This window comes from Nitrosomonadales bacterium, assembly GCA_016716325.1.
Lineage (GTDB): Bacteria > Pseudomonadota > Gammaproteobacteria > Burkholderiales > Gallionellaceae > Gallionella.
Genome location: JADJWO010000001.1, coordinates 1,955,196 through 1,981,748 on the forward strand (window position 1 = coordinate 1,955,196; position 26,553 = coordinate 1,981,748).

25 protein-coding genes and 2 rRNA genes are annotated in these 26,553 nt (G+C 56.6%); 22 read left to right on the forward strand and 5 right to left on the reverse strand.

Translation table 11 applies throughout. The features are described 5' to 3' along the window. Window positions 1–261 precede the first annotated feature (261 nt). Both IPM27_09425 and rrf read left to right on the forward strand, forming a co-directional pair. Window positions 262–3,299 (forward strand): 23S ribosomal RNA (locus IPM27_09425). Between the two features lie 156 nt (window positions 3,300–3,455). Beyond that, window positions 3,456–3,568, forward strand: a 5S ribosomal RNA gene (rrf, locus tag IPM27_09430). 72 nt (window positions 3,569–3,640) lie between these two features. On the opposite strand, the gene IPM27_09435 is transcribed toward rrf, so the two are convergent. The 4 genes from IPM27_09435 to IPM27_09450 all read right to left on the reverse strand — a co-directional run bounded on the left by IPM27_09435 (window position 3,641) and on the right by IPM27_09450 (window position 8,186). After that, window positions 3,641–4,045: a hypothetical protein gene (locus tag IPM27_09435; GenBank protein ID MBK9161764.1), complete on the reverse strand. Its 405-nt coding sequence runs from the start codon at window positions 4,043–4,045 to the stop codon at window positions 3,641–3,643. Window positions 4,046–4,063: 18 nt separating this feature from the next. After that, entirely contained in the window at window positions 4,064–5,464 is a 1,401-nt protein-coding gene (locus IPM27_09440) for a S41 family peptidase (protein ID MBK9161765.1), read from the reverse strand. A 14-nt stretch (window positions 5,465–5,478) separates the two neighbouring features. Then, on the reverse strand, window positions 5,479–6,525 hold the full coding sequence (locus tag IPM27_09445; GenBank protein ID MBK9161766.1) for a peptidoglycan DD-metalloendopeptidase family protein: 1,047 nt from the start codon (window positions 6,523–6,525) through the stop codon (window positions 5,479–5,481). Between the two features lie 125 nt (window positions 6,526–6,650). Then, entirely contained in the window at window positions 6,651–8,186 is a 1,536-nt protein-coding gene (locus IPM27_09450) for a 2,3-bisphosphoglycerate-independent phosphoglycerate mutase (protein ID MBK9161767.1), read from the reverse strand. A 100-nt stretch (window positions 8,187–8,286) separates the two neighbouring features. Here IPM27_09450 and IPM27_09455 point away from each other — a divergent pair, with 100 nt between their 5' ends. The 10 genes from IPM27_09455 (at window position 8,287) to IPM27_09500 (ending at window position 17,666) form a co-directional block, all read left to right on the forward strand. After that, window positions 8,287–8,589, forward strand: a complete 303-nt coding sequence (locus IPM27_09455; GenBank protein ID MBK9161768.1) for a winged helix-turn-helix transcriptional regulator — start codon at window positions 8,287–8,289, stop codon at window positions 8,587–8,589. Between the two features lie 71 nt (window positions 8,590–8,660). After that, a complete protein-coding gene (locus IPM27_09460; GenBank protein ID MBK9161769.1) occupies window positions 8,661–9,698 on the forward strand; it encodes an efflux RND transporter periplasmic adaptor subunit in 1,038 nt (345 codons plus the stop codon). A gap of 84 nt (window positions 9,699–9,782) precedes the next feature. Continuing rightward, window positions 9,783–12,983: an efflux RND transporter permease subunit gene (locus IPM27_09465; GenBank protein MBK9161770.1), complete on the forward strand. Its 3,201-nt coding sequence runs from the start codon at window positions 9,783–9,785 to the stop codon at window positions 12,981–12,983. A 37-nt stretch (window positions 12,984–13,020) separates the two neighbouring features. After that, window positions 13,021–13,233 (forward strand): DUF2892 domain-containing protein, encoded by a 213-nt coding sequence (locus IPM27_09470; protein MBK9161771.1) that lies wholly within the window; start codon window positions 13,021–13,023, stop codon window positions 13,231–13,233. Next, window positions 13,227–15,005: an O-antigen ligase C-terminal domain-containing protein gene (locus tag IPM27_09475; protein MBK9161772.1), complete on the forward strand. Its 1,779-nt coding sequence runs from the start codon at window positions 13,227–13,229 to the stop codon at window positions 15,003–15,005. The genes IPM27_09470 and IPM27_09475 overlap by 7 nt, the downstream gene beginning before the upstream one ends. Beyond that, entirely contained in the window at window positions 14,980–15,396 is a 417-nt protein-coding gene (locus IPM27_09480) for a rhodanese-like domain-containing protein (GenBank protein MBK9161773.1), read from the forward strand. The genes IPM27_09475 and IPM27_09480 overlap by 26 nt, the downstream gene beginning before the upstream one ends. Then, complete coding sequence (gene grxC / locus IPM27_09485) at window positions 15,396–15,653, forward strand: glutaredoxin 3 (protein ID MBK9161774.1); 258 nt, start codon at window positions 15,396–15,398, stop codon at window positions 15,651–15,653. The genes IPM27_09480 and grxC overlap by 1 nt, the downstream gene beginning before the upstream one ends. A gap of 19 nt (window positions 15,654–15,672) precedes the next feature. Further along, window positions 15,673–16,140 (forward strand): protein-export chaperone SecB, encoded by a 468-nt coding sequence (secB, locus tag IPM27_09490; protein ID MBK9161775.1) that lies wholly within the window; start codon window positions 15,673–15,675, stop codon window positions 16,138–16,140. Further along, window positions 16,140–16,592 (forward strand): SH3 domain-containing protein, encoded by a 453-nt coding sequence (locus tag IPM27_09495; GenBank protein ID MBK9161776.1) that lies wholly within the window; start codon window positions 16,140–16,142, stop codon window positions 16,590–16,592. The genes secB and IPM27_09495 overlap by 1 nt, the downstream gene beginning before the upstream one ends. Window positions 16,593–16,670: 78 nt before the next feature. Then, complete coding sequence (locus IPM27_09500; GenBank protein MBK9161777.1) at window positions 16,671–17,666, forward strand: NAD(P)-dependent glycerol-3-phosphate dehydrogenase; 996 nt, start codon at window positions 16,671–16,673, stop codon at window positions 17,664–17,666. Here IPM27_09500 and IPM27_09505 read toward each other — a convergent pair. Further along, on the reverse strand, window positions 17,656–18,126 hold the full coding sequence (locus IPM27_09505) for a tRNA (cytidine(34)-2'-O)-methyltransferase (protein MBK9161778.1): 471 nt from the start codon (window positions 18,124–18,126) through the stop codon (window positions 17,656–17,658). The two genes, IPM27_09500 and IPM27_09505, sit on opposite strands and share 11 nt — an antisense overlap. 90 nt (window positions 18,127–18,216) lie before the next feature. Between IPM27_09505 and tadA the strand changes: the two genes are divergently transcribed. From tadA to IPM27_09555, 10 genes are all read left to right on the forward strand, one after another. Then, window positions 18,217–19,920 (forward strand): Flp pilus assembly complex ATPase component TadA, encoded by a 1,704-nt coding sequence (gene tadA, locus IPM27_09510; protein MBK9161779.1) that lies wholly within the window; start codon window positions 18,217–18,219, stop codon window positions 19,918–19,920. Window position 19,921: 1 nt separating this feature from the next. Then, on the forward strand, window positions 19,922–21,160 hold the full coding sequence (locus IPM27_09515; GenBank protein MBK9161780.1) for a type II secretion system F family protein: 1,239 nt from the start codon (window positions 19,922–19,924) through the stop codon (window positions 21,158–21,160). Beyond that, the gene (locus IPM27_09520) at window positions 21,157–21,678 is read left to right on the forward strand and encodes a type II secretion system protein (protein ID MBK9161781.1); all 522 of its coding nucleotides are present in this window, start codon (window positions 21,157–21,159) and stop codon (window positions 21,676–21,678) included. The genes IPM27_09515 and IPM27_09520 overlap by 4 nt, the downstream gene beginning before the upstream one ends. Then, entirely contained in the window at window positions 21,663–22,280 is a 618-nt protein-coding gene (locus IPM27_09525; GenBank protein MBK9161782.1) for a hypothetical protein, read from the forward strand. The genes IPM27_09520 and IPM27_09525 overlap by 16 nt, the downstream gene beginning before the upstream one ends. Window positions 22,281–22,447: 167 nt before the next feature. Then, window positions 22,448–22,813: a type II secretion system protein gene (locus IPM27_09530; GenBank protein MBK9161783.1), complete on the forward strand. Its 366-nt coding sequence runs from the start codon at window positions 22,448–22,450 to the stop codon at window positions 22,811–22,813. Window positions 22,814–23,004: 191 nt separating this feature from the next. Then, window positions 23,005–23,439: a prepilin-type N-terminal cleavage/methylation domain-containing protein gene (locus IPM27_09535; protein ID MBK9161784.1), complete on the forward strand. Its 435-nt coding sequence runs from the start codon at window positions 23,005–23,007 to the stop codon at window positions 23,437–23,439. Between the two features lie 7 nt (window positions 23,440–23,446). Next, window positions 23,447–24,064 (forward strand): type II secretion system protein, encoded by a 618-nt coding sequence (locus tag IPM27_09540; GenBank protein ID MBK9161785.1) that lies wholly within the window; start codon window positions 23,447–23,449, stop codon window positions 24,062–24,064. 152 nt (window positions 24,065–24,216) lie between these two features. Further along, on the forward strand, window positions 24,217–25,023 hold the full coding sequence (locus tag IPM27_09545) for a hypothetical protein (GenBank protein ID MBK9161786.1): 807 nt from the start codon (window positions 24,217–24,219) through the stop codon (window positions 25,021–25,023). Then, window positions 25,020–25,463, forward strand: a complete 444-nt coding sequence (locus tag IPM27_09550) for a hypothetical protein (protein MBK9161787.1) — start codon at window positions 25,020–25,022, stop codon at window positions 25,461–25,463. Before IPM27_09545 ends, IPM27_09550 begins: the two co-directional genes overlap by 4 nt. 104 nt (window positions 25,464–25,567) lie before the next feature. Beyond that, window positions 25,568–26,524 (forward strand): agglutinin biogenesis protein MshI, encoded by a 957-nt coding sequence (locus tag IPM27_09555; GenBank protein ID MBK9161788.1) that lies wholly within the window; start codon window positions 25,568–25,570, stop codon window positions 26,522–26,524. Window positions 26,525–26,553 lie beyond the last annotated feature (29 nt).

Here is a 26,553-nt window from a genome sequence, read left to right on the forward strand (position 1 = left end):
TTGCCGATGTAGTTCTTTAAAAATTTGGAAGAAGTAAAGAAAGTGATTCACGCGGAAGTGGAAGCGGGGGCGACCTGCGGAAGCGGAAGCATGAAAAACATGGGTTTTGATTGTATCAAGCTGATTTGCGATTAGTCGTCGTGAATCGGTCACAAACCTTTGCTAAGACCGGATCCTTAAATCAGTCCGGTGGAAGTAAAAGTTTAAAATGCGAAGCACCGATAACGCCTTGGCTGCAAAGCTGAGGGCTTAACGTTATAGGGTCAAGCGAATAAGTGCATGTGGTGGATGCCTTGGCGATTACAGGCGATGAAAGACGTGTTAGCCTGCGAAAAGCTACGGGGAGCTGGCAAAAAGCTTTGATCCGTAGATATCTGAATGGGGAAACCCGGCCCGCAAGGGTCACTCCCTGCTGAATACATAGGCAGGGTAGAGCGAACCCGGAGAACTGAAACATCTAAGTACCCGGAGGAAAAGAAATCAACCGAGATTCCGTAAGTAGTGGCGAGCGAACGCGGAAGAGCCTGCAAACTTTAGCTTCTGAATTAAGAGAACAGTCTGGAAAGTCTGGCCATAGTGGGTGATAGCCCCGTATTTGAAAATTCAGGAGTGGAAATAGGTTTGGAACAAGTAGGGCGGGGCACGAGAAACCCTGTCTGAACATGGGGGACCATCCTCCAAGGCTAAATACTCGTAATCGACCGATAGTGAACCAGTACCGTGAGGGAAAGGCGAAAAGAACCCCGGAAGGGGAGTGAAATAGAACCTGAAACCGCATGCATACAAACAGTGGGAGCCCGCAAGGGTGACTGCGTACCTTTTGTATAATGGGTCAGCGACTTACGTTCAGTAGCGAGCTTAACCGAATAGGGGAGGCGTAGGGAAACCGAGTCTGATAAGGGCGATAGTTGCTGGGCGTAGACCCGAAACCAAGTGATCTATCCATGGCCAGGATGAAGGTGCTGTAACAGGTACTGGAGGTCCGAACCCACTAACGTTGAAAAGTTAGGGGATGAGCTGTGGATAGGGGTGAAAGGCTAAACAAACTTGGAAATAGCTGGTTCTCTCCGAAAACTATTTAGGTAGTACCTCATGTATCACTCTCGGGGGTAGAGCACTGTCATGGCTAGGGGTCTATTGCTGATTACCAAACCATTGCAAACTCCGAATACCGAGAAGTGCGAGCATGGGAGACAGACATCGGGTGCTAACGTCCGGTGTCAAGAGGGAAACAACCCAGACCGCCAGCTAAGGTCCCCAAGACACAGTTAAGTGGAAAACGAAGTGGGAAGGCTAAAACAGTCAGGATGTTGGCTTAGAAGCAGCCATCATTTAAAGAAAGCGTAATAGCTCACTGATCGAGTCGTCCTGCGCGGAAGATGTAACGGGGCTCAAACTGTGCACCGAAGCTGCGGATATGTACACTTCACTTTAAACAATTCCTCGATGGCAGACGCTTATGCGAACGGCGAAGCCGTGAGCAAGCGAAGCTTTGGCGTAGACTGACCTTCAGGTTATGTCGGAGCCAAAGCGGCTGCCCTCCCTGATCCGGTGGATGGGGGATGAGTTGCTTAAAGGAAGTGTACATATGGTAGGAGAGCGTTCTGTAGGCCTGCGAAGGTGTGGTGTGAACCATGCTGGAGGTATCAGAAGTGCGAATGCTGACATGAGTAGCGATAAAGGGAGTGAAAGGCTCCCTCGCCGAAAGCCCAAGGTTTCCTGCGCAACGTTCATCGGCGCAGGGTGAGTCGGCCCCTAAGGCGAGGCTGAAAAGCGTAGTCGATGGGAAACAGGTTAATATTCCTGTACCTCAATGCAATGCGATGTGGGGACGGAGAAGGTTAGGCAATCCGGGTGTTGGACGTCCCGGTTCAAGCGTGTAGGCAGATCTCTTAGGCAAATCCGGGAGGTCAATGTCGAGGCGTGATAACGAGGCACTTAGGTGCTGAAGTTGCTGATACCAAGCTTCCAAGAAAAGCCACTAAGCTTCAGTTGCATTGGGACCGTACCGCAAACCGACACAGGTGGGCAGGATGAGAATTCTAAGGCGCTTGAGAGAACTCGGGTGAAGGAACTCGGCAAATTAGCACCGTAACTTCGGGAGAAGGTGCGCCCCGGTAGAGTGTAGCGGCTTGCCCGTGAAGCTCGATGGGGTTGCAGTGAAATGGTGGCTGCGACTGTTTAATAAAAACACAGCACTCTGCAAACACGAAAGTGGACGTATAGAGTGTGACGCCTGCCCGGTGCTGGAAGATTAAATGATGGGGTGCAAGCTCTTGATTGAAGTCCCAGTAAACGGCGGCCGTAACTATAACGGTCCTAAGGTAGCGAAATTCCTTGTCGGGTAAGTTCCGACCTGCACGAATGGCGTAACGATGGCCACACTGTCTCCACCCGAGACTCAGCGAAGTTGAAATGTTTGTGAAGATGCAATCTACCCGCGGCTAGACGGAAAGACCCCATGAACCTTTACTGTAGCTTTGCATTGGATTTTGAATAGACTTGTGTAGGATAGCTGGGAGGCTTTGAAGCGGGGACGCCAGTTCTCGTGGAGCCAACCTTGAAATACCAGCCTGGTGTGTTTGAGATTCTAACCTAGGCCCCTGATCGGGGCTGGGGACCGTGCATGGTAGGCAGTTTGACTGGGGCGGTCTCCTCCCAAATTGTAACGGAGGAGTACGAAGGTATCCTAGGTACGGTCGGACATCGTACTGATAGTGCAATGGCAAAAGGATGCTTAACTGCGAGACTGACAAGTCGAGCAGATACGAAAGTAGGTCATAGTGATCCGGTGGTTCTGTATGGAAGGGCCATCGCTCAACGGATAAAAGGTACTCTGGGGATAACAGGCTGATTCCTCCCAAGAGTTCATATCGACGGGGGAGTTTGGCACCTCGATGTCGGCTCATCACATCCTGGGGCTGTAGCCGGTCCCAAGGGTATGGCTGTTCGCCATTTAAAGTGGTACGTGAGCTGGGTTTAAAACGTCGTGAGACAGTTTGGTCCCTATCTGCCGTGGGCGTTGGAAATTTGAAGGGACCTGCTCCTAGTACGAGAGGACCGGAGTGGACGAATCTCTGGTGTACCGGTTATGACGCCAGTCGTATTGCCGGGTAGCTAAATTCGGAAGAGATAACCGCTGAAAGCATCTAAGCGGGAAACTCGCCTTAAGATAAGATTTCCCTCAGGCCTTGAGCCTGCTGAAGGGTCGTTCGAGACCAGGACGTTGATAGGCTGGATGTGGAAGCGCAGTAATGCGTTAAGCTAACCAGTACTAATTGCCCGTGAGGCTTGATCCTATAACGTTAAGTAACAAAGGCGTTTCGCAACACGCAATCAAGACACAGAAAACTTTACTTCTTCCAGATAACGGCGAGTTGCTCCGGCCTCAAAACCGGATCGGCGAGCCACAAACAGGGTAGGCGACAGAACACCGTCGAATACCGAACAGTTTGTCTGACGACCATAGCGAGTTGGTCCCACTCCTTCCCATCCCGAACAGGACAGTGAAACGACTTAGCGCCGATGATAGTGTGGATTCCCATGTGAAAGTAGGTCATCGTCAGACTCCCATAAAGCAAAAAGCCCAACCATGTGTTGGGCTTTTTGCTTTATACAACGAGGACTTTTCTGCAGAAGGTTATTTGTACTCCCGTAATTCCGGCGGGGTGTAGTCGTGATCGCCATGTAGCTCATTGTCATAGGCTTTTACGAATACATCGCGTTCGTTCTTTTTGGTGGGATGCACGGGAATATCCAGATTGTGACAAGTGGTATCCTCGCAGTAGTAGATCACTTTACGCCCGATGCTGTGCAACACACTGTGATCCAGATGGAAGCCTTCTTTTTCCAATCCGCTTTCCAAGCCTTCAAGCGTGTAATTATGCAAGTTGTAGAAGACGCGCAATGAATTCGGCACGCTGCCATATTCCACTTTGAAATCCGGGAGGCCGGACAATAGTTGATAGGCGCGCCCAATCTGATCAGACGAGCCAGCGTCAAATACAATGTCGCGCACTTTGTGCAGTTCGAATGGATTGATCATGGATTCATCCTGTAAATGTTACCTGCCTTGCAGTATCTGCATTCCTTTCAGTAGGTTCAATGCCTGGGTAAGTTGATAATCATCCCTGGAACCAAACTCGACTGGAGCCGATTTCGTATCATTTTCATTGGTGACGGGTTTGGGAGAAGGGGGGGGGCTCATACTGTCCAAGTCTTTTCCTTCTGCGGGAGACTTGTCGTTAATCAGGTGTTTGTCCAGATCTGCTTCACGTAAACGGAACGCATTATCAACTCCGGATCGGCCGGGATCATCTACAAGGATATCGGGCACGATGCCCTTGGCCTGGATGGAGCGCCCGCCAGGTGTGTAATAACGTGCAGTCGTGAGTTTGATGGCGGTGTTGTTGCCCAAGGGCAGAACAGTCTGCACGGAACCTTTTCCGAAGGTCTGTGTGCCCATGATGACTGCGCGCTTATGGTCTTGCAATGCACCTGCCACGATCTCCGAAGCTGATGCGGAGCCGCCGTTTACCAAGACGACCAGCGGTACACTTTTCATGGAGTCCGGCACATTTTTGAGATAATCAGCCTTGCCATTGCCGCGCAGATAATTATCCGGGCTGGCGGTTAAACGCATTTTTGCGTCGTCGGTGCGACCTTCGGTGTAGACCACCAGCGCATCTCTGGCCAGAAAAGCGGCAGAAACACCAACTGCACCGGTTAATAATCCACCGGGGTCGTTACGAAGGTCGAGTACCAGGCCTTTGAGCGGGCCTTGGTTCTGTTTGACCAAGGCCTCCAGTGCGGCGGCAAGGTTTTCCCCGGTGTGCTCCTGAAACTGTGTGATGCGCACGAAACCATACCCTGATTCGATCAGTTTGGATTTCACGCTCTGCACCTTGATAATGGCGCGCACCAGAGTGATGGTGAGCGGTTTGGGTTCTTCTTTGCGGATAATGGTCAGGACGATCTTGCTTCCAGGTTTGCCGCGCATGCGTTTGACGGCCTCGCTCAATGTCATGCCTTTGACCAGCGTGTCGTCCAGTTTGACAATCAGATCGCCGCTCTTGATGCCAGCCTGAAATGCGGGTGTGTCTTCAATTGGGGAAACAACCTTGACCAGGCCGTCCTCCATCCCGACTTCGATGCCGAGCCCGCCGAACTCGCCCTGAGTGCCGACCTGCAACTCTTTGAAAGCATCTGCGTCGAGGTAAGACGAGTGCGGATCAAGGCCACTCACCATGCCGTTGATGGCTTCGGTAATCAACTTCTTGTCGGTAACGGGTTCAACGTAGTCGCTCTTGATGCGGCCGAATACTTCGGAGAAGGCTCGTAATTCCTCAATCGGAAGCGGGGTGGCAAGCGTGTCCTTGTCTGCTATTGCGGCGAAATGCAAGCTGGCGGAGATGCCCGCCACCAACCCCAGACCAACCAAGCCAGCTTTTTCCAGAAAACGCATAAAACTCCTCAATGTTATTTAGTTGCCAGCCAATCTATCGGATCGAGCGGTTTACTTTTATGGCGCAGTTCAAAGTATAAACCGTAATTTTCGTTCCCGCCGCTGTTCCCGACTGCGGCAACGGTATCACCGCCGTGTAACATATCGCCAACCTGTTTGTAGAGCGTTTCATTGTTGGCATACAGGCTCATATATCCCTTGCCATGATCGACGATGAGCAGGTTACCAAAGCCGCGCAGCCAATCGGCAAAAACAACCCGACCGGAAGCAATTGCCTTGACAGCTTGTCCGCTGGAAGTTCTCAGGAACAAACCTTTCCAGAGTATCGTGCTATCGGGGCGCGGTGTGCCGAACCGGTTGGTGACTTCGCCCCTGACCGGCAGTGCCAGTTTGCCCTTTAGTTGTTCGAATGGTTTGCCATCAAAGCGGTTGTCCGGGAGATTGTCATTGCGGAACAGTGTGCCTGATTTGGGCTGCGCAAGCATTTCCGTGATCTTCTCGACCAAGGATGCCAGCCGGTTTTCGTTACGTTGCAGGCGACCGATCTCGCGACGTTGCGCTCGCAGTTGCAGTGAAATCTTGTGCAACATGACTTTTCGTGTGCGCTGCTCTTTCTCGAGGATTTTTTTCTGCGCAGATTGTTCCGTGCGCAACGATGCCAGCTGTTCGCGCTGTTCGCGTGTGGCAGCCCTGACCGCGTCCAGGGCCGTGAAATCGTCGCGCAAGGCGACAAGCCAGTCTGCACGGCCATGGGCAATGTATCGGTAATACTGCATGTCGCGCGCAACCTGGCTGGGATTCTGGTCGCTCAGGATCATCCGGAGATATTCCTGCCGGCCGCCAAGATATTGCTGATAGAGCAATTTACCTAGCTGAGAGCGTTGTTCTGTCATGCGGTCGTTTAATTGCCGCAGACGTGCCTGCAATTCGCCAAGCCTGTTGTCGGCATCGTGCTGTTGTGCTGCGATTTCGGCAAGTTTTCGGTTGCTGTTGCTGATTGCGCGTTCCGATTCCCGTAGCGCATCGGCAGCCTCCGATTTTGACTCGCTGGTCTTGTCCATTTCGCGTTGCACGGCGGCGATGCGGTTACGCAGGTTGGCCAGTTCCTCCTGCTGGCCAGCATATGCCGTACCGGTCAGGGTCAGGCAGTACAGGATCAGCGGCAGGAGGCGTGTATCGAAGGTCACTATAGATGGATCAGGCTGTGTCCAGTCATCTCTGCAGGTTGTGGCAAACCCATGATGGTCAGCATACTCGGTGCGATATCGCGCAGAGCCCCGTTTCCCACGAGGGATGCCTTGCGCCCGACATATAGGAAGGGAACAGGATTCAGGGTGTGTGCGGTATGCGCCTGATGGGTAGTGCGATCTATCATCTGTTCGGCATTGCCGTGGTCTGCGGTGATGATGACCTCGCCACCGATGGATCGCATTGCCTCCACCGCGCGGCCAATGCAGACATCCAGCGCTTCGATGGCTTTGGTGGCGGCCTCCATGTTGCCGCTGTGTCCCACCATGTCGCCGTTGGCATAGTTGCAGATGATGGCGTGGTATTGACGGCTCATGATCGCAGCTTCGAGTTTATCGGTCACTTCGAGCGCGCTCATTTCCGGTTGAAGATCGTAGGTGGCAACTTTGGGTGATGGTACCAATATACGGTCTTCGCCTGGATAGGGCTGTTCATTGCCGCCGCTGAAGAAGTAAGTGACGTGCGCATATTTTTCCGTCTCGGAAATGCGCAGCTGCTTTAAGCCCATGTTCGAAATATATTCGCCAAAACCGTTGTGAATCTCTTCGGGCGGATATGCGCAGGGCAATTGGAAATCTTCACCATAATTGCTGAGCGAAACGAAGCTGGCAAGCTTTGGGAAGTGGTTACGCTGGAATCCCGTAAACGATTCGTCAGTGAGCGCGCGCGCGATCTCGCGTGCGCGGTCGGCACGGAAATTCATGAATATCACTACGTCACCATCCTGCATTTCGGTTGGCGCAGCATTATCCGGAACGATGACGGTCGGCTTGACAAATTCGTCCGATTCGCCGCGCGCATAAGCCTGAGTCAATCCGTTTAATGCATCTGATGCCGTAAATTCGGCGCGCCCCTGGGTGAGTAATTCATAGGCGGGCTGCACCCGCTCCCAGCGGTTGTCTCGATCCATCGCATAAAAGCGCCCGCAGATGCTGACAATCCGGCCGACACCCAGGGCTGTACATCGCTGCTGCAAAAGGAGCAGCGATTGCTCGGCGCTTTTCGGCGGGGTGTCGCGCCCGTCCAGAAAGGCGTGCAGGCAGATTTTTTGCAGGCCGGCGCGTGCCGCCATTTCAAGCATGGCAAGGATATGGTTCTCATGGCTATGCACGCCGCCCGGCGAAAGCAGGCCCATGATATGCAGCACGCTGTTGTGCTGCTTGGCTTGTGCAATTGCCCCGTTTAGGGCTGGGTTGGTGAAAAAACTGCCATCTTCGATGGCAACGTCGACGCGACTCAGGTCCTGGAATACCACGCGACCTGCGCCGATATTTAGATGCCCCACTTCGGAGTTACCCATTTGGCGGGAAGGCAGGCCAACGGATTTTTCCGAGGCATGGATCAGTGTATGGGGATAATCGCGCCAAAGCGCATCCAGATTGGGTTTGCGGGCTGCCAGAATAGCATTGTAGTCGGACTCGACGCGGTGGCCGAAACCATCCAGAATGATCAGCAATACGGGGGTAATGTTCATTAATGTAGAATATAAGCGGTTAGTAATTTTTGAGACCGCGCATTTTACTACGAATTCATTGCCTTTCTGGCACAGCCCGGCAGGCAACAGGGAGAAAAGCATGGAAAACGAGTTGATGGATAGGGATGAGGACATTCAGCAGGCCGCTCATGCCATCAAGGCGATTGCGCATCCGCTACGCCTCAAAATATTGTGTGTGCTCGGCAATCAGGAGGTCAATGTGCAGGACATTGTGGAGCGTGTCGGCACATCGCAAAGCAATATTTCCCAGCATCTTGCGATCTTGCGGGAGAAGGGTGTATTGGCCACGCGCAAGGATGCGAATCGGGTGTTTTATCGGATCGGGGACCTGCGCACCCTGAAGTTGGTCGGCATGATGCGGGATGTGTTCTGCACTACATAATTGGGTTGCTGTACGCATTGAATATTAGTATAATCTAATATTCTTGCAGTCAGGCGGCCATTGGGGGTTGGGTGAACCAAGTGAAAAAGTCATGGATATTTTGTTTGCTGTTGCTGACCGGTTCGACTGTTGCACAGGCGTCTGAACCGCTTGCCGTCGCGCCCGTGCAGTACCGCGAAGTGGTGCAGACCTATAGCGCGGATGGCCTGGTAGAGGCAGTGCGCCAGACCACTGTGTCTGCGCAAATAGGCGGACGAGTCAAAGAAGTAAGCTTCGATATTGGCGATCATGTCAGGAAAGGCCAGGTGATTCTGCGCATTGATGAGCGCGAAGCGGCGCAAGCGCTGATTGGCAGTCAGGCGCAGGTATTGCAGGCGCAAGCCAACATGCAGAATGCCAAAGCGACCTATGAGCGTTCCAGGCAGTTGTTCGCGCAGAAATTCATCAGCCAGGCGGCGCTCGATAAAGCGCAGGCGGACTACAAAATAGCGCTTGCGCAGGCTGCCGCCAGTGAGGCGGGAGCCGGGCAGGCCAGTCTCGCGCATGGTTATACCGCAGTGATGGCTCCCTACAGTGGGGTGGTGGCTGCAAGGTTGGTGGAACTCGGGGAAATGGTGATGCCAGGGAAGCCGCTGATGACCGGTTTCGATCCGTCCGGGATGCGCGTGCTGGTCAATGTGCCGCAGTACAAACTGGCCGAAATTGGTGCGCAGCCCGTAGCGACGGTGGAAGTTCCTTCGCTGAATCGCCGAATCAAGGCGGAATCCGTAACGGTTCAACCGGTGGCTGACGCCCGGACTCACAGTACGCTGCTACGCGTGAATCTGCCTGCCAACGAACCCGGCATCTATCCGGGCATGTTCGTGCGCACCCATTTTGTGATTGGCAAAGCCAGCAAGCTGGTAATGCCGGCAAGCGCCGTATTGCGCCGTAGCGAGGTGGTTGCGGTGTATGTGGCGGACGACAAGGGCGTTATGAAGTTACGCCAGATACGTCTCGGCGAAACAGTCTCCGACGGGATGGTGGAGGTGCTGGCTGGCTTGAATCCGGGCGAGAAAGTGGCTCTGGATCCGGTCAGGGCGGGCATGACAAGAATGCAACAGCGTTAGACACCGGTTGTTTTTGATGGTGCGTTATTGACAAATCGGGCCACCACAAGCCGGCGGCTTTTTTATCAGGATGGGTAATCATTGATGGGCATCTCCGGGCGTATCGCCAAATTGTTCCTGCATTCGCAGATGACCCCGCTGCTGGCGCTGGTTGCCGTGTTGCTGGGCGCTTTCGCGGTGCTGGTGACGCCGCGCGAAGAAGAGCCGCAGATCAATGTGACCATGGCGAACGTGATGATCGCCTACCCCGGCGCATCGGCGCGGGACGTCGCGCAAACCGTGTCGACTCCTGCCGAGCAGGTGTTGGCGCAGATCGCCGGCGTGGATCATGTGTATTCGGTGGCGCAGCCAGGAATGGCGGTCATTACCGTGCAGTTCAAGGTAGGCGAAGAACATATTTCCTCGCTGGTGAAGCTCTACGATGTCGTAAATTCCAATGCCGACTGGCTGCCGGTTACGCAGGGAGTCGCGCAACCCATCATCAAGGCCAAAGGCATCGATGACGTACCTGTGGTCGCCCTGACCTTGTGGCGCGAGCAACTGGTCGGGGGAGGGATCGAACTGACACAGGTGGCGCATGCCATCGAGGCCGAACTGAAACGGGTGCCCGGCACACGCGAGGTGAGTACGCTGGGCGGAACGCAACGCATGGTACGCGTGTTGCTCAGCCCGGAGAGCCTGAATGCCCATCAGCTCACCCTGCAGGATGTGCGTGCTGCGCTGCGCTCCGCCAATGTCTCGCAGAATGCCGGGAATATGGTGCAGGACAATCGTGAAGTGCTGGTACAGACCGGCAGTTTCCTGAGCGATGCCAATGAAGTGCGCGAACTGGTGGTCGGCGTGACTAATGGCAAGCCGGTATTTCTGCGCGATGTCGCTGACGTCAGGGACGGAGCTGACCAGCCGGACAGTTATGTATGGCTGGGCACTGGATTGGCTGCTACGGACAAACAGATCAAAGCCGAAGGGGAGTTCGCTGCGGTCACGCTGGCGATCACCAAAAAGCCCGGTGAAAACGCCGTAGAGATTGCCGACAAACTGATGAAGCGGGTGAATGAGCTCAAGGGTAGCGTGATTCCCGGGGATGTGCAGGTCAGCATTACTCGCAACTACGGTGAAACAGCGAATGACAAGGCGATGAAGCTGATCAAGAAGCTGTTATTCGCGACCTTCGCGGTAGTTGCGCTGGTATGGTTTGCGATGGGCCGGCGCGAGGCGCTGGTGGTTGGAATCGCAGTGCTGCTGACTCTGGCAGTGACGCTGTTTGCTTCCTGGGCCTACGGTTTTACGCTCAATCGCGTATCACTGTTTGCGCTGATCTTTTCCATCGGTATCCTGGTGGATGACGCAATCGTCGTGGTGGAGAACATCCATCGCCGCCGTGCGATGGCCGAGCACCAACCGCTCTCCGAAATCATACCGGAAGCTGTGGACGAGGTAGGTAGCCCGACCATACTTGCCACCTTTACGGTAATTGCGGCATTGCTGCCGATGGCTTTCGTCAGCGGGCTGATGGGGCCGTACATGAGCCCGATCCCGATCAATGCCAGCATGGGCATGCTGATCTCGCTGGCAGTGGCATTCGTCATCACTCCTTGGCTGGTATATCGTTTTGCCGGCGCGCAGCATGAGACGCTCAAGGACGAGCGCGACACTGCCGTCAGCCGTTTCTTCCGCGAACAGCTGAGTCCGTTCCTCAATCGGGAGCACGGCAAGCCGGCACGGCGCAAGCTGTGGCTGGCCATTTTCGGCGGCTTGTTGCTGGCGGTGTCGCTGGGCGCGGTGAAATTGGTGATTCTGAAAATGTTGCCGTTCGATAACAAATCGGAATTCCAAATCATAGTGGACATGCCCACCGGTACTGCGCTGGAGCAGACCAGCGCAGTGTTGCATGAGATCAGCGGCTATCTGGCAACAGTGCCTGAAGTGACGGATTATCAGGCTTACGCAGGCACGGCTTCGCCGATCAATTTCAATGGTCTGGTCCGCCAGTATTATCTTCGCAGTGCGGCCGAGCAGGGCGATATCCAGGTCAACCTGCAAGACAAGCATCAGCGCAGCCGCAGCAGCCACGAGATCGCGACTGCCGCACTGGGACCGATCCAGGAGATCGCGCAACGCTGGGGTGCGAAGGTGAAGATCGTAGAGGTGCCGCCCGGGCCGCCAGTCATGTCTCCCATCGTCGCGGAGATCTATGGGCCGGATTACGATGGCGCGCGTGCGGTGGCCGGCAAGGTGCGTGATCAATTCGCAAAGACCGAAGATATCGTTGCCATCGACGACAGTGTTACGGAAGCCGCGCCAAAATTGCTGTTGCAAGTGATGCAAAGCAAGGCTGCCCTGCTTGGCGTTGCTCCGCATGACATCGTGGACATGATCGGCATGGCGCTGTCTGGCCAGGATGTCGCCTCGCTACATGACGAGAACGCCAAATATGCGCCACCGTTGCGCATCGGTCTGCCGCCGGAGCGGCGCAGTCGCATCGACGAGGTGCTCAAACTCAAGGTGCGCGCGCGCGACGGCGTATTGATTCCGCTTTCCGAGGTGGTGCAAGTGGTTCCGGTGCCGCGCGATTATCCGATCTACCACAAGGATCTGTTGCCGGTAGTGTATGTGTTCGGTGATATGGCGGGCAAACTGGACAGTCCGCTGTATGGCATGTTCGGCATCAACGGCAAGACCGGCGGCATGGCACTCGAACAGGGCGGTGTGCTCGAGCCCTACTTCTTCCGGCAACCCGGTGATCCCTATGCCAGTTATGCGATGAAGTGGGACGGCGAATGGCAAGTGACTTTCGAGACATTCCGCGACATGGGCATTGCCTATGGCGTGGGATTGATCCTGATCTACCTGCTGGTGGTGGCGCAGTTCAAGTCCTACCTTGTGCCGCTGGTGATCATGGCGCCGATCCCGCTTACCATCATCGGTGTGATGCCGGGTCATGCCCTGTTCGGTGCGCAGTTCACTGCCACGTCGATGATCGGCATGATCGCACTGGCGGGCATCATCGTGCGCAATTCCATCCTGCTGGTTGACTTTGTCAACCTGCAATTACGCGATGGCATGGATCCGCAACATGCGGTGATCGCCGCCGCCGGCGCGCGCGCCAAGCCGATCATTCTGACCGGCCTGGCTGCGATGCTGGGGGCGCTGTTCATTCTCGACGACCCGATCTTCAATGGGCTGGCGCTGTCCTTGATTTTCGGCATCCTTGTCTCCACATTGCTGACGCTGGTGGTGATACCCGTGTTGTACTACTCGGTGCTGTACAAGAAATTCCCGTAGAATCCATTCCAATCAAATATCAAGGAGCTTCAGAACCATGAATGCAGAGCGTATCGTACGCATCGTTGCGGGCAGTTTTATCTTGTTGTCGCTGGCGCTGGGAGTGGACGCCAGTCCATTGTTCGTGAGCAAATACTTCCTTTTGTTCACCGCATTCGTCGGATTGAATCTGTTCCAGAGCGGCTTCACCCAGTTCTGCCCGCTGAATAACATCCTTGCCAAGTTCGGCATTAAAAACGGTACGTGCTGAAAGATACGTTGCGGTCGATCCGTCCGGCCCACTTCAGTCTGGCCATGGTCGGGTTGATGTGGGTTTTCCCTTTTCTGCATTACCGGCACCAATATCCGCTGACCTCGTTTGACCAGGAATGGTGGAGCGCCTTGCTGGGCATTTTCGCGCTCACCTTGCTGGTCGCGCGCGAGTTCTGGCAACAGCCCGAAATCCCGCGCATTGCGCAATTGCCGATAGCGCTGATCGCCGTAGTGCTGTTGCAAATGGTCTTGGGCATGATCGCTTATTTCGACCAGGGGTTGCTGTATCTGTTGTATCTGCTGTTTGCAGCAATGTTGATGTTGCTCGGCGCGAGACTGCGCGCCAGTTTTGGCATCGATACATTGGCTGTCGGACTGGCTGTCTTTTTGTTGGTGGGCGCAGAGTTGAGTGCCCTGCTCGGCGTATTGCAGCATTATCGCTGGCATACGCCGCTGGATTTCATCGTGGTGATGAAGGTTTCATCCAGCGTGTACGGAAACCTTGCGCAGCCTAATCATTTTGCAAATTACATTGCGTTGGGTCTGGCTTCGCTCGGTTTGCTGTTGCAGTTGCGCAGGCTGAAACCAGCCCACGCGGTGGTTCTGGCCATACCGCTACTGTTCGTGATGACTCTGAGCGGGTCGCGCAGCTCATGGTTGTATCTTCTGTTGATGGCTGGCATGGCATGGTGGAGTGCGTACCGCGACGCCGGTTTTCGCCTGTTGCTGCGCTACAGCCTGTTGCTGCTGGCGGGCTTCGGCTTGACGCACTTGGTCGTGCAATTACCGTTTCTGGCCGGAGCGGACAGCGGCGTCAATACCGTGCAACGCCTGTTCGGTGACGCGGCATCCGGCGCTATAAGGCTGTACCTGTGGCAGGAAGCATGGCTGATGTTCACGCAATCACCGTGGCTAGGGGTTGGCTTCGGACAATTTGCCTGGCATCATTTTCAATTATTGCCGGTACTGCAGCCGGGCAATATTTCCGGACTCTATAACAATGCCCATAACGTCGTTCTGCAGATCGCCGCCGAAGCGGGACTTGCGGGGTTGCTGGCACTGTTCTTTGCCTTGGGTATCTGGTTGAACGGCCTGCGTCGCGTCGTGCCGGGTGCAGCACAATGGTGGGGCTATGCCATATTGGGCGTGCTGGCCATCCATAGCCTGCTTGAATATCCGCTGTGGTACACCTATTTCGTGGCAATCGCGGCATTCCTGCTGGGGGCGCTGGACGAAACACGCTACCGGCTGGAATTGCGCAACGTGGGGCGCTTGTCGATGATGGCGATGCTGTTGCTGGGCTTGATGACGCTGTTACAGTTGCGCAGTGGATATCTGCAACTGAAAGACGTGCTGGCGATCCGCCCGGTTTCGGGTAATGTCGCCGAGGCGTTCCAGCGCAGCCGCGATGGTCTGATGGAGGTGCATGGCGGATCGCTGCTATCGCCCTACGCCGAGCTGTTCATGAGTTCGTACGTCGCGGTCAATGATGATCGCCTCAAGGAAAAGCTCGCGCTAAACAGTAATGCGGTACGCTTCATTCCGGAGTCGCAGGCGGTCTACCGACAAGCGTTTCTGCTGGCGCAGGATGGCCAGATGGGGCCGGCCAAACAAGTGCTGGAGCAAGCGATCTGGTCTTATCCGAGAAACAAGGACGCGCACCGTCTGCTAGACGATTTGGCCGAGAAGGATCCCGCGCATTTTTCCGCTCTGCTAGAATTCGCCCTTCAGAAAGAACAGGAGCATGAACGTGCAGTTCGTCGTCAGTAACATTTTCCCCATTTCCATCGCCTTGTTCAGCGGCCTCATGCTGTTTTGGTCGATATTCGGCAATCGCATTCGCGGCATCAGGGAGGTCAACTCGACTGAGGCGCTGCAACTCGTCAACCACAAGAATGCGCTGGTGCTGGATGTGCGCGAGGCGGAAGAGTACAAGTCGGGGCACGTACTGAATTCCAGGTGGATCCCGCTCGGCAAGCTTGGTGAGCGTATCGGCGAACTGGAAAAGTTCAGGGAGCGTCCTGTCGTGGTGGTATGCCGCAGCGGGAACAGATCCGGCAATGCCTGCGTGATACTTGGCAAGCGGGGCTTCGGCCAGGTTTATAATCTTGCCGGGGGCATGATGGCATGGCAGAAAGCCAACTTGCCGCTTGACAAATGATGGCCAGAGTATTGATGTACAGTACTGCGGTCTGTCCATTCTGCATCAGGGCTGAGCAGTTATTGCAGCGCAGGGGCGTCCAGGAGATCGAGAAGGTCCGCGTCGATCTGCAACCGGAGCTGCGAGTGGCGATGATGGAAAAAACCGGGCGACGTACCGTGCCGCAGATTTATATAGGTGACCGACATGTCGGCGGCTATGACGATCTGGTGACGCTCGATCAATCCGGTGAGTTGGCTCGACTTTTGGCGAATTAATAACATTTAAGGAAGCGATATGACTGAAGAAGCACAACAAAATGCCCAGCCAGTGTTCGGCATGGAGAAGCTCTACGTGAAGGATGTTTCGCTGGAGATTCCGCATGCTCCGCAAATATTCCTGGAACGCGACAATCCGCACATCGAGGTGCAGTTGCTTACCCAGGCCAGCTCGATTGAGGAAGGTACGTTCGAAGTGGTGGTCATGGCGACGGTAACCGCGAAGTTGGGCGAGAAAGTGATGTTCCTGATCGAGGCCAAGCAGGCCGGCATATTCCAGGTGCGCAATGTGCCTGCCGAAGAGATAGATCCAATCCTGGCGGTGATGTGCCCGAACATCCTGTTCCCGTATCTGCGCGAAGTCGTTTCGGATATATCTGTCCGCGCCGGTTTTGCACCGGTAATGTTGAACCCGATCAACTTCGAGGTGCTCTACCAGCAAAAGAAACAGCAGGAACAGGCCGGGGCTTCTGCCACTTCGCATTGATGGGCAAATTTTCTGTCATACGCATGGTGGCTTCATTCGCGCTGTTATGTGGTGCAAGCTCCGTATGCGCGATAGATTATGTTTCGGTCGGCGAGAGTAGCGCGATACTCTACGATGCGCCTTCACTCAAAGCCAAAAAACTGTTCGTCGTGAATCGCCACATGCCGTTCGAGCAGATTGTCACGCTGGATGAGTGGGTCAAGGTACGCGACCGTTCCGGTGGGTTGTACTGGGTGGAAAAACGCGCGTTGAGCAGCGAGCGTTATGTGTTTGCGCTGCCTTTGCTGCTGGATGTCCGCGCGGAGCCGGATTCCGGCGCGGCTCGGTTGTTTCAGGTGCGTCAGCAAGTGGCATTGGAGCGCATCGAGTCGACCGGTACCGGCTGGATCAAGGTACGCCATCAAGATGGCGAGATCGGCTATGTGCGCAGCACAGAAGTCTGGGGCGAATGATTTGGCCTTGCTTTTCGGCGAAATGAAGCTGTTCCCCGGTTTTCTTGCCGGTGACCGGATGAAATCGGGATCGTGCATATGAACATCACCGTTATCGGCGCGGGGGCATGGGGCACTGCGCTGGCCAGCAGCCTTGCCCATCACCACCGTGTCACCTTGTGGGCGCGCGATGCCGGGCAGATCGAGGCGATGCGTGCCACGCATTGCAATCAGCGCTATTTGCCGGATATCGACCTGACGGCCGACCTTGCGTTGAGCGCAGATCTTCAGGGTGCCCTGGCGGCGGCGGATCTGGTCATCTTCGCCGTGCCGACGGGTGCGCTACGGGCGACGTTGCGGCAGGTTGCCGATATGCCGTATCGCTCGTTCGGCGTGCTATGGCTGTGCAAAGGTTTCGAGGCAGAGACATCGCTGTTGCCGCATCAGGTGGTTGCCGAGGAGTTGTCGCAAACGTCGCGCTGCGGCGTGCTTTCCGGGCCCAGCTTCGCGCAGGAAGTGGCGCGCGGTTTGCCTACCGCGCTGACGCTTGCTTCCGCCGACGAGGAATTTGCGCGCAACACGGCAAGGGCCCTGCATCATTCGCGCCTGCGCATATACGCCAGCACCGATGTGGTCGGTGTGGAAGTCGGCGGCGCAGTCAAGAACGTCATGGCGATCGCATCCGGCATATGCGATGGCTTGGGGCTGGGACATAATGCGCGCGCCGCCCTGCTGACACGGGGCCTGGCCGAGATATCGCGGCTCGGACTGAAGCTTGGCGGCCGCCCGGAAACGCTGGCCGGACTGTCCGGCGCGGGCGACCTGATCCTGACCTGTACCGGAGACCTGTCGCGCAATCGGCAGGTCGGCTTGATGCTGGCACAACAGCATGACTTGGCGGACATATTGCGCCGGCTCGGTCATGTCGCGGAAGGTGTTTACACGGTGCGCGAAGTCCATCGGCTTGCGCTGAAACTGGGCGTGGAAATGCCCATTTGCGAAGCGGTCTACCGCATCCTGTATGAGCATGTGGCAACCGGCGAAGTGGTTGCCGATCTGCTTAACCGCGCACCCAATCTGGAATTCAATCAATAATCGCGCCGGCGAATCCGCATTGCCGCCACGCCTCGAATAATGCCACCGCAACCGTGTTCGACAGATTCAAGCTGCGACTATCTGGCTGCATCGGTACGCGAACGCGCTGTCCGGCTTTGAATTGCGCCAGGACTTCGGCAGGAAGACCGCGGCTCTCGGGACCGAATAAGAACGCATCGCCCGGCTGATAGCGCAACCGATGGAATGTTTGCGACCCCTTGGTGGTCAGCGCAAACACGCGCGATGCATCCAGCCCGGACAAGCAATCCGGAAGGTTGTCATGCACGCGCAACGTGGCAAACTCGTGATAATCCAGCCCGGCACGGATAAGTTGCTTGTCTTCCAGTGTGAAGCCGAGCGGACGGATCAGATGCAACTGACAGCCGGTGTTGGCGCACAGGCGAATGATGTTGCCGGTGTTTGGCGGGATTTCCGGCTGGTAGAGGATCACATGGAACATGAAGTAAGGCTTGTCAGTACAGGAAAAAAAGGCTAACTTCCATTCGCAGAACAGTTTTACTGCGGCGATAACTATATCAGGGAAGATGTCATGGCGCGTCCGGAGAAAATTCGCTTAGGCGATTTGCTGGTTCAGCAAAAGATCATATCGCAGGATCAACTCAAATTCGCTCTCGAGCAGCAAAAGCGCAACGGGCGCAAGCTGGGGCGCGTATTGGTGGATAACGCATTCGTTTCCGAAGAGCAGATATCCGAATCCCTCGCCAAGCAGCTCAACATTCCCTACATCAATCTCAAGTACTACAACATCAACCTCCAGCATGTCCGTTTGTTACCTGAGAATCAGGCGCGTCGCTACCGCGCCATCGTGCTGGAAGAACGCAATGGCATGTTGCTGGTCGGTATGGCCGACCCGACCGACCTGTTCGCGTTCGATGAGATTTCCCGCATCGTCAAGCGCGATATCGACGTGGCGGTGGTCACTGAGGGGCAGTTGCTGGAAAGCATCGATCGCGGATACCGGCGTACCGAGGAGATCACCGGCCTGGCGCGCGAACTGAGCGAGGATCTGGGTGACACCTACATCGACTTCGGGGCGTTGACCGACAACGTCGGGCAGGAGGACGCGCCGGTCGTCAAGTTGCTACAGACCATGTTCGACGACGCGACGCAGATACGCGCTTCCGATATCCATATCGAGCCTCAGGAAGGCAGGTTGCTCATCCGTTTCCGCATCGATGGCGCGCTGCATTTGCAAACCGAGGCTGACAACAAGATCGCCCCGGCGCTGGTGTTGCGACTCAAGCTGATGTCCGGCCTGGACATCTCGGAGAAGCGTTTGCCTCAGGACGGCCGTTTCCATGTGCGGGTACGCGAGCAGGGTGTGGATGTGCGTATCGCGACCTGCCCCACGCAGCACGGTGAGTCGGTGGTGATGCGCCTGTTGCGCCAGGATGGAGGGATGATCGGGCTGGACAAGCTGGGGATGCCGCCCGACATGCTCAAGCGTTTCCGCGAGATCATCCGGCGCAGCAACGGCATGGTGCTGGTCACCGGCCCCACCGGCAGCGGCAAGACCACCACGCTGTATTCCGCGCTGGCCGAGATCAATACCATCGACCAGAAGATCATCACCGTGGAAGACCCAGTCGAATATCGTCTGTCCGGCATCAACCAGGTGCAGATCAACGAGAAGATCGACCTGACCTTTGCGCGCGTGCTGCGTTCCGCATTGCGTCAGGACCCGGATGTGATCCTGGTCGGCGAAATGCGCGATGCTGAAACGGCGCAGATCGGGCTGCGCGCGGCGATGACCGGTCACTTGGTATTTTCCACCCTGCATACCCGGGATGCGGCCGGCACCTTGTTCCGCCTCGTGGATATGGGTACGCCGCGCTACATGGTCGCCTCATCGGTGCAGGCAGTGGTCGCGCAGCGCTTGCTGCGTCGCGTCTGCGAAAGCTGTAGCGAAAAGCATATCCCGAGCGCGCAGGAAACCGAATGGCTGAAGGCGGAGAACGTGACGCCCGAACAGTGCGGCGGGTTGCTGCACGGGCGTGGTTGCTCGCATTGCAATGGCACCGGCTACCACGGCCGCATGGGCGTATACGAAATGGTGGAAATGGACCGAGATATGACCGAAGCGGCCGCACACGAGAGTGCCACACACTTCATGCAGGTGGCCAGGGAGCATATGCGCGGGAAGACCATCATGGATCACGCGCTGCAGGAAATGATGCTGGGCCATACCACCGTGGCCGAAGTGATGCGCATCAGCAATCAGGTCGAGGATTAGCGTGGCAGTATTCGCCTACAAGGGACGCAACATGCGCGGCGATCTGGTGGAGGGTACGCTGGATGGCGACGACAGCGGGGTGATCGCCGACCAGCTCATCAATACCGGCATCACGCCAATCGAGATCAGCCCGTTCCGCGGTATCCGCAGCGGAGCCCCGGGCAAGCCGGACTGGTACAAGAAACTGTTCACCGAGAAGCCGATCACGCAACTGGACCTGCTGCTGTTCAGCCGCCAGATGTACACCCTGCTCCGGTCGGGCGTGCCCATCCTGCGCGCGCTGGCGGGGTTGCAGGAATCGACGAACAATCCGACCCTTGCGGCGATGATCCAGGATCTGCGCGAAAGCCTGGACAGCGGGCGCGATCTGAGTACCGCGATGCGCCGCCATCCCAAGGTGTTTTCCTCGTTCTATGTCAGCATGGTGCAGGTGGGTGAAATGACCGGCATGCTGGACGAGACGTTCCTGCGTCTGTACGATCATCTGGAATTCGAGCGCGACATGCGCGAACGCATCAAGTCGGCGATGCGCTATCCCAGTTTCGTGGTGTTGGCGATGGCGATAGCCATTGTCGTGATCAACCTGTTCGTGATTCCCGCTTTTGCCAAGGTTTATGCCGGTTTCCATACCGAACTTCCTGCCATCACCAAGATGCTGATCGGTTTTTCCGGCTTCATGGTGGATTACTGGATGATGATGCTGGCGATGCTGATCGGTGCGGTGATGGGTTTCCGTTTTTACATCAACACGCCGGACGGGCGTTACAAGTGGGATAAATACAAATTCAAGCTGCCGATCGCCGGCAAGATCATCTTCAAGGCTACGCTGGCTCGTTTTGCGCGCAGCATGGCGCTGTCCTTCAAGAGCGGCATGCCCATCCTGCAGGGGATGAACGTGGTCGGCATGGTGGTGGACAACGAATTCATGCGCAGTCGTATCGAGCAGATGCGCGACGGGGTCGAGCGCGGCGAGAGCATTCTGCGTACCGCCGTTGCCGCCGGTGTGTTCAGCCCGGTGGTGCTGCAAATGATCGCCGTCGGCGAAGAGACCGGCGACCTGGACGGGTTGATGTTCGAGATCGCCGCCATGTATGAACGCGAAGTCGAGTACGAGGTCAAGACGCTGAGCGCACAGATCGAACCGATCCTGATCGTGGCACTCGGCATTCTGGTGCTGATCCTGGCGCTGGGCGTATTCCTGCCGATGTGGGACCTCGGCAAGGCGGCGTTGCACAAATGAGCCGGCAGAGAGGTTTTACGCTCATCGAACTGATCGTGGTGATCATCATCATCGTGGTGATGATGGGGTTGTTTCTCGATCGCATGCGGTTCTATCAGGAGCAGGCCGAGAAAACCGCGATGGAAACCGTGGTGGGAACGGTGCAGAGCGCCCTGACCATGCAGTACGGACAATTGATCACGCGCGGGAAACCGTCCGATCTGGGGGCGCTGGCCCAGGACAATCCTATGAACTGGCTGCAAAAGAAGCCGCGCAACTATTCCGGGGAATTCTACGATCCCACGCCGCTGGCGGTGGAATCCGGCAACTGGGTGTTCGACCTCAAGTCGCGCGACCTGGTCTATGTGATACGCAACGCCAATTACTTTACGCCGGGCAGGGACGGCAAGAACTGGATACGCTTCCATGTCGTCGTGAGCCGCGAGGTTTCGCGCCTGCCCTCGCTACAGGATGCCCCCGCAGAACTGGCCGGCATCCAGTTCGAGCCCGTCGAACCGTATTCGTGGTTCTCGCCGTGAATCCGGGCGAAGTCCTGCTGTGGCGCAGTCTTGCGCTCTTTTTGCTGGTCGTTGCGCTGGCAGGCGTTGCGCTGGCTCTGTTGCTTATCTTCAGGCCGCATTTTCTGGAGCGCGTCAATCGCGTGGCGAACCGCTGGATCTCGACACGCCACCTGAACCAGATGCTGGATCGCAGCATCAGCGTCGAGCGCTGGTTCTACCGTCATCATCAACCGGCGGGAATGGCCGTGGTGGCGGGCGCAGCGTATCTTTTTGTTTACTTCGGCATGTTGTTCGACAAGCCTGATGCGCTGCACTACATGACCGGCCGGGTGCCGTTGGCAATGCTCGACGGACTGTTGGACGCGCTGGTGCTCGGCGCGCTGACCGGTGCCGCCGCCGCGCTGATGGTCGGCCTGTTCCTGTGGCTGCGCCCCAGCCTGTTGCACGGCATGGAAGACGAAGCGAACCAATGGGTATCTTCGCGCCGTGCCACAAGATTGCTGGATGTTCCGCATGACCAGGTGGACCGCTTCGTTGCACGCCATGCGCGTGCGACAGGCTGGCTGCTGCTGGTGGGAAGCATCTACCTGTTCTTTGCGATGTTCCGGCTGTTGGTCTAGCGCGACCGCCGGTCGCTTATGTTACAAGCAAGGCTTGCATTAAGCGAGTCATCGTTTTATAGTCAACCCGTCTGAGTAAATTCCTTGATGCGTCAAGGAATTGCCGGATGAGGTTGGGACGTTCATAAAAATGGGGCTGCGGCTTCGATTATTTAAGGAGAGTCAAAATGAAAAAACAAGCAGGTTTTACCCTGATCGAATTGATCATGGTCATCGTGATCCTCGGGATTCTGGCGGCAACAGCGCTGCCGAAGTTCGTGGATCTGTCGGCGGAAGCCAAAACCGCTGCGTTAAACGGTGTCGTGGGGGCGGTCAATTCGGCAGGTGCAGTCAATTACGCCGGACGGGCTGTGAGTACTGCTTACGGCACTCAAGTCACCTCGGCTAGTGTATGTTCCACAGTTGCGGGTCTCATTCTGGAAGGCGGCACTCCTAGCGGCTATACCATTTCCGGCACGACACCTGATTGCCTGGTGACGCAAACCGATGGCGGTTCAGCGAAAAGCGCGGTCATTCCTGTTACCACTCAATAACCAGAGCGACAGGGTGTGACGGACACCCCTTGCTTTGCGGGTGTAACCGTATGGCAAGGTAAACAGGGGGGCAATGCCCCCCTGTTTTTCGTCTGACATTTCACTTTTTGCTACACTGTGACCTCGCTTGAAACATCGTCGCCACACACATTGATTTTCCGTGGCTTGCTTGGGATTCAATCATAACGAAAATGAAACATCAGGCAGGATTTACATTGATCGAACTCGTCATGGTCGTCGTCATCGTCGGCGTGCTGGCGGTGTATGCGGTGCCACGCTTTTCCGGCAGCAGCGCATTTCAGTCGCGCGGTTTTGCCGATCAGGTGCAGGCTTCGTTGCGCTATGCGCAGAAGATCGCCATCGCCCAGCACCGGTTCACGTGTGTTGCCATCGCCGGCAACAGCCTGTCGCTGTCGGTCGGGACGACGGCCGCTTGCGGCACGCCGTTGACTTCGCTGTCGGGCAGCGGCAGTTATACGATCAATGCGCCGTCCGGCGTGACAGTCGCCAATGCGGCATTCAATTTTGACGCGCTGGGCAAACCCAGCGCGGCACAGAGCATCGCGGTGAGCGGCTACGCCTCGCCCGTCATCGTGGAAGCGGAAACGGGTTATGTCCACCAATAGGCCAAAAATGGCTACGCAAGGAACGGGACGCGCGACTCCCGCATCCCAGCATGGCATCAGCCTGATCGAGCTGATCATGTTCATCGTCATCGTCAGCGTCGCGCTGGCGGGGATCCTGCTGGTGATGAACCAGACGACCAGGCACAGCGCCGATCCGCTCATCCACAAGCAGGCGCTGGCGATTGCCGAATCACTGCTGGAAGAAGCGGAACTGATGCCGTTCACCTATTGCGACCCGAACGACCTGAATGCAGCCTCAGCCGTTTCCGCCACCGTTGGACCGGGCGGCTGCAATTCGACCGTGGAAGCCGCCGGGCCGGAGGCTGCTTTTGCCGAGCAGCCGGCAGCCGAGACGCGCTACTCGACCGCCACGACATTCGACAATGTCAACGATTATCACGGATTCGGCATGGCTTCTGGCGCCATCATGGACATCACCAATACGAACACCGGGCTGGCCGGTTTCACGCTCCAGCCCATCACAGTGACGGCGATCGATTTCGGGGGCATCACTGCGGCAAGCGGGGATGCGCTGCTCATCACGGTCACGGTCGCCGATCCATCGGGCAATCAGATGACCGTGGAAGGGATACGCACCCGTTATGCGCCGAGGACGACACCATGAGACGGGAAGTGGGGAGTGGGAAGTGGGCCGGCCCTGCGGGCCTCAGTGGGAAGAGGGGGGGGGCTAAGCGCTTGATTGGGGGAGTCCGTTCTCCCCTCCCCACTTCCTGCTCCTTACTCTCCAGCAAAGGTTTCACGCTCGTCGAGATGATCATGGTGATCGTCATCACCGGCATCATCGGCGGCATGGTGGCGGTGTTCCTCAAGGCGCCGATACAGCAGTATATGGACGTGTCGCGCCGCGCCGACATGACCGATATCGCCGATACCGCAGTGCGCCGTGTCGTGCGCGACCTGCGCCTGGCGTTGCCGAACAGTGTGCGGGTGACGGGCGCCTGCGATGGTGTGGGCGATTGTTTCATCGAGTTCCTGCCGACCACGAGTGGCGGGCGTTACCGCGCCGTAGCCGATGCAGGGGTATTGTGCGCCGCCGTTCCCGGCAACGCCGCTGGCGATGCGTTGTCGTTTGTTGCGGCAGATACCTGTTTCGAAGTGCTGGGGCCGTTACCCACCGTGGCAGTTGGCGACCAGGTTGTGGTGTACAACCTCGGAAGTGCGGGGGCGGACGCCTACGCCGGCAACACGCTGGCAACACATAACCGGCGCGCGGTCAGTGCGGTAGGTGCGAATACCATCAGTATCACTTCGGCGAACGCATTGCCATTCGATTCGCCCGGCAATCGTTTCCATGTCATCACCACGCCGGTCAGTTATGTGTGCGACGGGGCGGGGGCGCTGTTGCGCTGGCAGGGGTATGCGATCCAGGCCGCTCAGCCGACGACGTTGCCCATCACGGGAAGCAGCGTTCGGCTGGCGACCCATGTCAGCGGTTGCCGCTTCGATTACAACGCCAATGTGGTGGCGCAGCGTTCCGGCCTGGTGACCATGCACCTTGGTATCACTGAACAAGGCGAAACCGTCTCGCTGTACAGCGCGGCGCATGTGAGTAACCAGCCATGAGAACGATCCTGCGCAAGATGCAACACGGGTTCAGTCTGATTTCCGCCATCTTCCTGCTGGTGGTGATCGCCGCGCTCGGTACGTTTGCCGTCACGCTGTCTACCACGCAGCAGCAGAACATCGCGCTGGACGTGATGAGCGCACGCGCCTATCAGGCTGCGCGCGCCGGTGTGAACTGGGGCGCATACCAGATCATCCAGAGCGCGGCAGCGGGCGGCGCGTTCGCTACCGCCTGCCAGCCGGGCCCGACCTCGCAGGTGGTCGCGCCCTTGCCAAACACGCTGGCCGGTTTTAACGTGAACGTGGAATGCAATTCGACGGCACACACAGAAGACGCGGTCACTATCAATGTGTACCAACTGACCTCGACGGCGACGCAGGGATCCGTGGCGACGCCGGGCTACGTGGAGCGGCAGATGAATGTAACGATCGCACAGTAACTTCCCTGCGCATGTGGAATCGGTTGTCCGCTCGGGCGCAAATGGGCGGTGCAGGCGAAAAACAATTGACAACAATTAGTTATTAAATTAACTTAATCCCAATTATGGAAATTCCGCACATTTCATCGTTATTCAAGCCGAAAAGCCGCGACGCCGGCTGGTTTGCGGTTGTCCTTGGTCAGCACGGGGTTTATCTGGCGAAGATCAGGTTCGTTGGCGCAATGCCGGCGGTGACGCGTTGCGAATATCACGAATTGGGTACGGTTTCGGCGGCAGCCCTCGAAAAGCTGCGCCGCGAGACGGATATCGGGAGCCATGCCTTTACTACATTGCTGGCTCCGGGCGAATACCAGATGTTGCTGGTCGAGGCGCCCAACGTGCCGGCCAGTGAACTGAAAACGGCGATACGCTGGAAGATCAAGGATGGACTGAGTTGTCATGTCGACGATGCCACGATAGACGTGTTGCAGATCCCGGCCAGCAAATATGGAGCTGATCGCCCGCAATCCATGTACGCGATCGCGGCAGAGAACGGCACCATCCAGAAGCGCATTGCATTGTTCGAGCAGGCCAACCTCGATCTGGATGTGATCGATATCCCCGAAATGGCACAACGCAACATTGCGGCATTATTCGAGGAGGGCGATAGTGCGCTGGCGCTATTGGCGTTTGATGATAACGGAGGCCTGTTGACGTTTACTGCCAGCGGTGAACTATACCTGGCCCGTCGTTTCGAGATCAGCGCCGGTCAACTGCAGGATGCCGACGAAAACGTGCGCGCGCAATATCGCGACCGCGTGGTGCTGGAATTGCAGCGTTCTCTGGATTATTTCGAGCGTCAGTTCAATCACCTGCCGGTGAGCCGCGTGCTGGTCAGTGTGCCGGACGAATGCGGGTTGACCGGACACCTGGCCGAAACGGTTGGCGGGAGAGTGGAGCAGATCAAGTTGTCGGAAGTCATGGATATCGGTGTGGTGCCGGCGCTTGCGGACAGCGGGTTCGTCGCGCATGCGTTGCCGGCATTGGGAGCAGCGTTGCGTCACGAAAGCAAAGCCTTATGACGATCATCCGTAAATACGGCGGTGTAGTT

What these genes read in the sequence shown, in the direction of transcription:
- IPM27_09535 (MBK9161784.1), top strand. Translation starts at nt 23,005, where the DNA reads ATGAAACATCAGGCAGGATTTACATTGATCGAACTCGTCATGGTCGTC.
- IPM27_09495 (MBK9161776.1), top strand. Translation starts at nt 16,140, where the DNA reads ATGGGCAAATTTTCTGTCATACGCATGGTGGCTTCATTCGCGCTGTTA.
- IPM27_09550 (MBK9161787.1), top strand. Translation starts at nt 25,020, where the DNA reads ATGAGAACGATCCTGCGCAAGATGCAACACGGGTTCAGTCTGATTTCC.
- grxC (MBK9161774.1), top strand. Translation starts at nt 15,396, where the DNA reads ATGGCCAGAGTATTGATGTACAGTACTGCGGTCTGTCCATTCTGCATC.
- IPM27_09505 (MBK9161778.1), bottom strand. Translation starts at nt 18,126, where the DNA reads ATGTTCCATGTGATCCTCTACCAGCCGGAAATCCCGCCAAACACCGGC.
- IPM27_09500 (MBK9161777.1), top strand. Translation starts at nt 16,671, where the DNA reads ATGAACATCACCGTTATCGGCGCGGGGGCATGGGGCACTGCGCTGGCC.
- IPM27_09445 (MBK9161766.1), bottom strand. Translation starts at nt 6,525, where the DNA reads ATGGACAAGACCAGCGAGTCAAAATCGGAGGCTGCCGATGCGCTACGG.
- secB (MBK9161775.1), top strand. Translation starts at nt 15,673, where the DNA reads ATGACTGAAGAAGCACAACAAAATGCCCAGCCAGTGTTCGGCATGGAG.
- IPM27_09455 (MBK9161768.1), top strand. Translation starts at nt 8,287, where the DNA reads ATGGAAAACGAGTTGATGGATAGGGATGAGGACATTCAGCAGGCCGCT.
- IPM27_09555 (MBK9161788.1), top strand. Translation starts at nt 25,568, where the DNA reads ATGGAAATTCCGCACATTTCATCGTTATTCAAGCCGAAAAGCCGCGAC.
- IPM27_09480 (MBK9161773.1), top strand. Translation starts at nt 14,980, where the DNA reads ATGAACGTGCAGTTCGTCGTCAGTAACATTTTCCCCATTTCCATCGCC.
- IPM27_09520 (MBK9161781.1), top strand. Translation starts at nt 21,157, where the DNA reads ATGAGCCGGCAGAGAGGTTTTACGCTCATCGAACTGATCGTGGTGATC.
- IPM27_09440 (MBK9161765.1), bottom strand. Translation starts at nt 5,464, where the DNA reads ATGCGTTTTCTGGAAAAAGCTGGCTTGGTTGGTCTGGGGTTGGTGGCG.
- IPM27_09450 (MBK9161767.1), bottom strand. Translation starts at nt 8,186, where the DNA reads ATGAACATTACCCCCGTATTGCTGATCATTCTGGATGGTTTCGGCCAC.
- IPM27_09530 (MBK9161783.1), top strand. Translation starts at nt 22,448, where the DNA reads ATGAAAAAACAAGCAGGTTTTACCCTGATCGAATTGATCATGGTCATC.
- IPM27_09545 (MBK9161786.1), top strand. Translation starts at nt 24,217, where the DNA reads ATGGTGATCGTCATCACCGGCATCATCGGCGGCATGGTGGCGGTGTTC.
- tadA (MBK9161779.1), top strand. Translation starts at nt 18,217, where the DNA reads ATGGCGCGTCCGGAGAAAATTCGCTTAGGCGATTTGCTGGTTCAGCAA.
- IPM27_09465 (MBK9161770.1), top strand. Translation starts at nt 9,783, where the DNA reads ATGGGCATCTCCGGGCGTATCGCCAAATTGTTCCTGCATTCGCAGATG.
- IPM27_09470 (MBK9161771.1), top strand. Translation starts at nt 13,021, where the DNA reads ATGAATGCAGAGCGTATCGTACGCATCGTTGCGGGCAGTTTTATCTTG.
- IPM27_09540 (MBK9161785.1), top strand. Translation starts at nt 23,447, where the DNA reads ATGGCTACGCAAGGAACGGGACGCGCGACTCCCGCATCCCAGCATGGC.
- IPM27_09435 (MBK9161764.1), bottom strand. Translation starts at nt 4,045, where the DNA reads ATGATCAATCCATTCGAACTGCACAAAGTGCGCGACATTGTATTTGAC.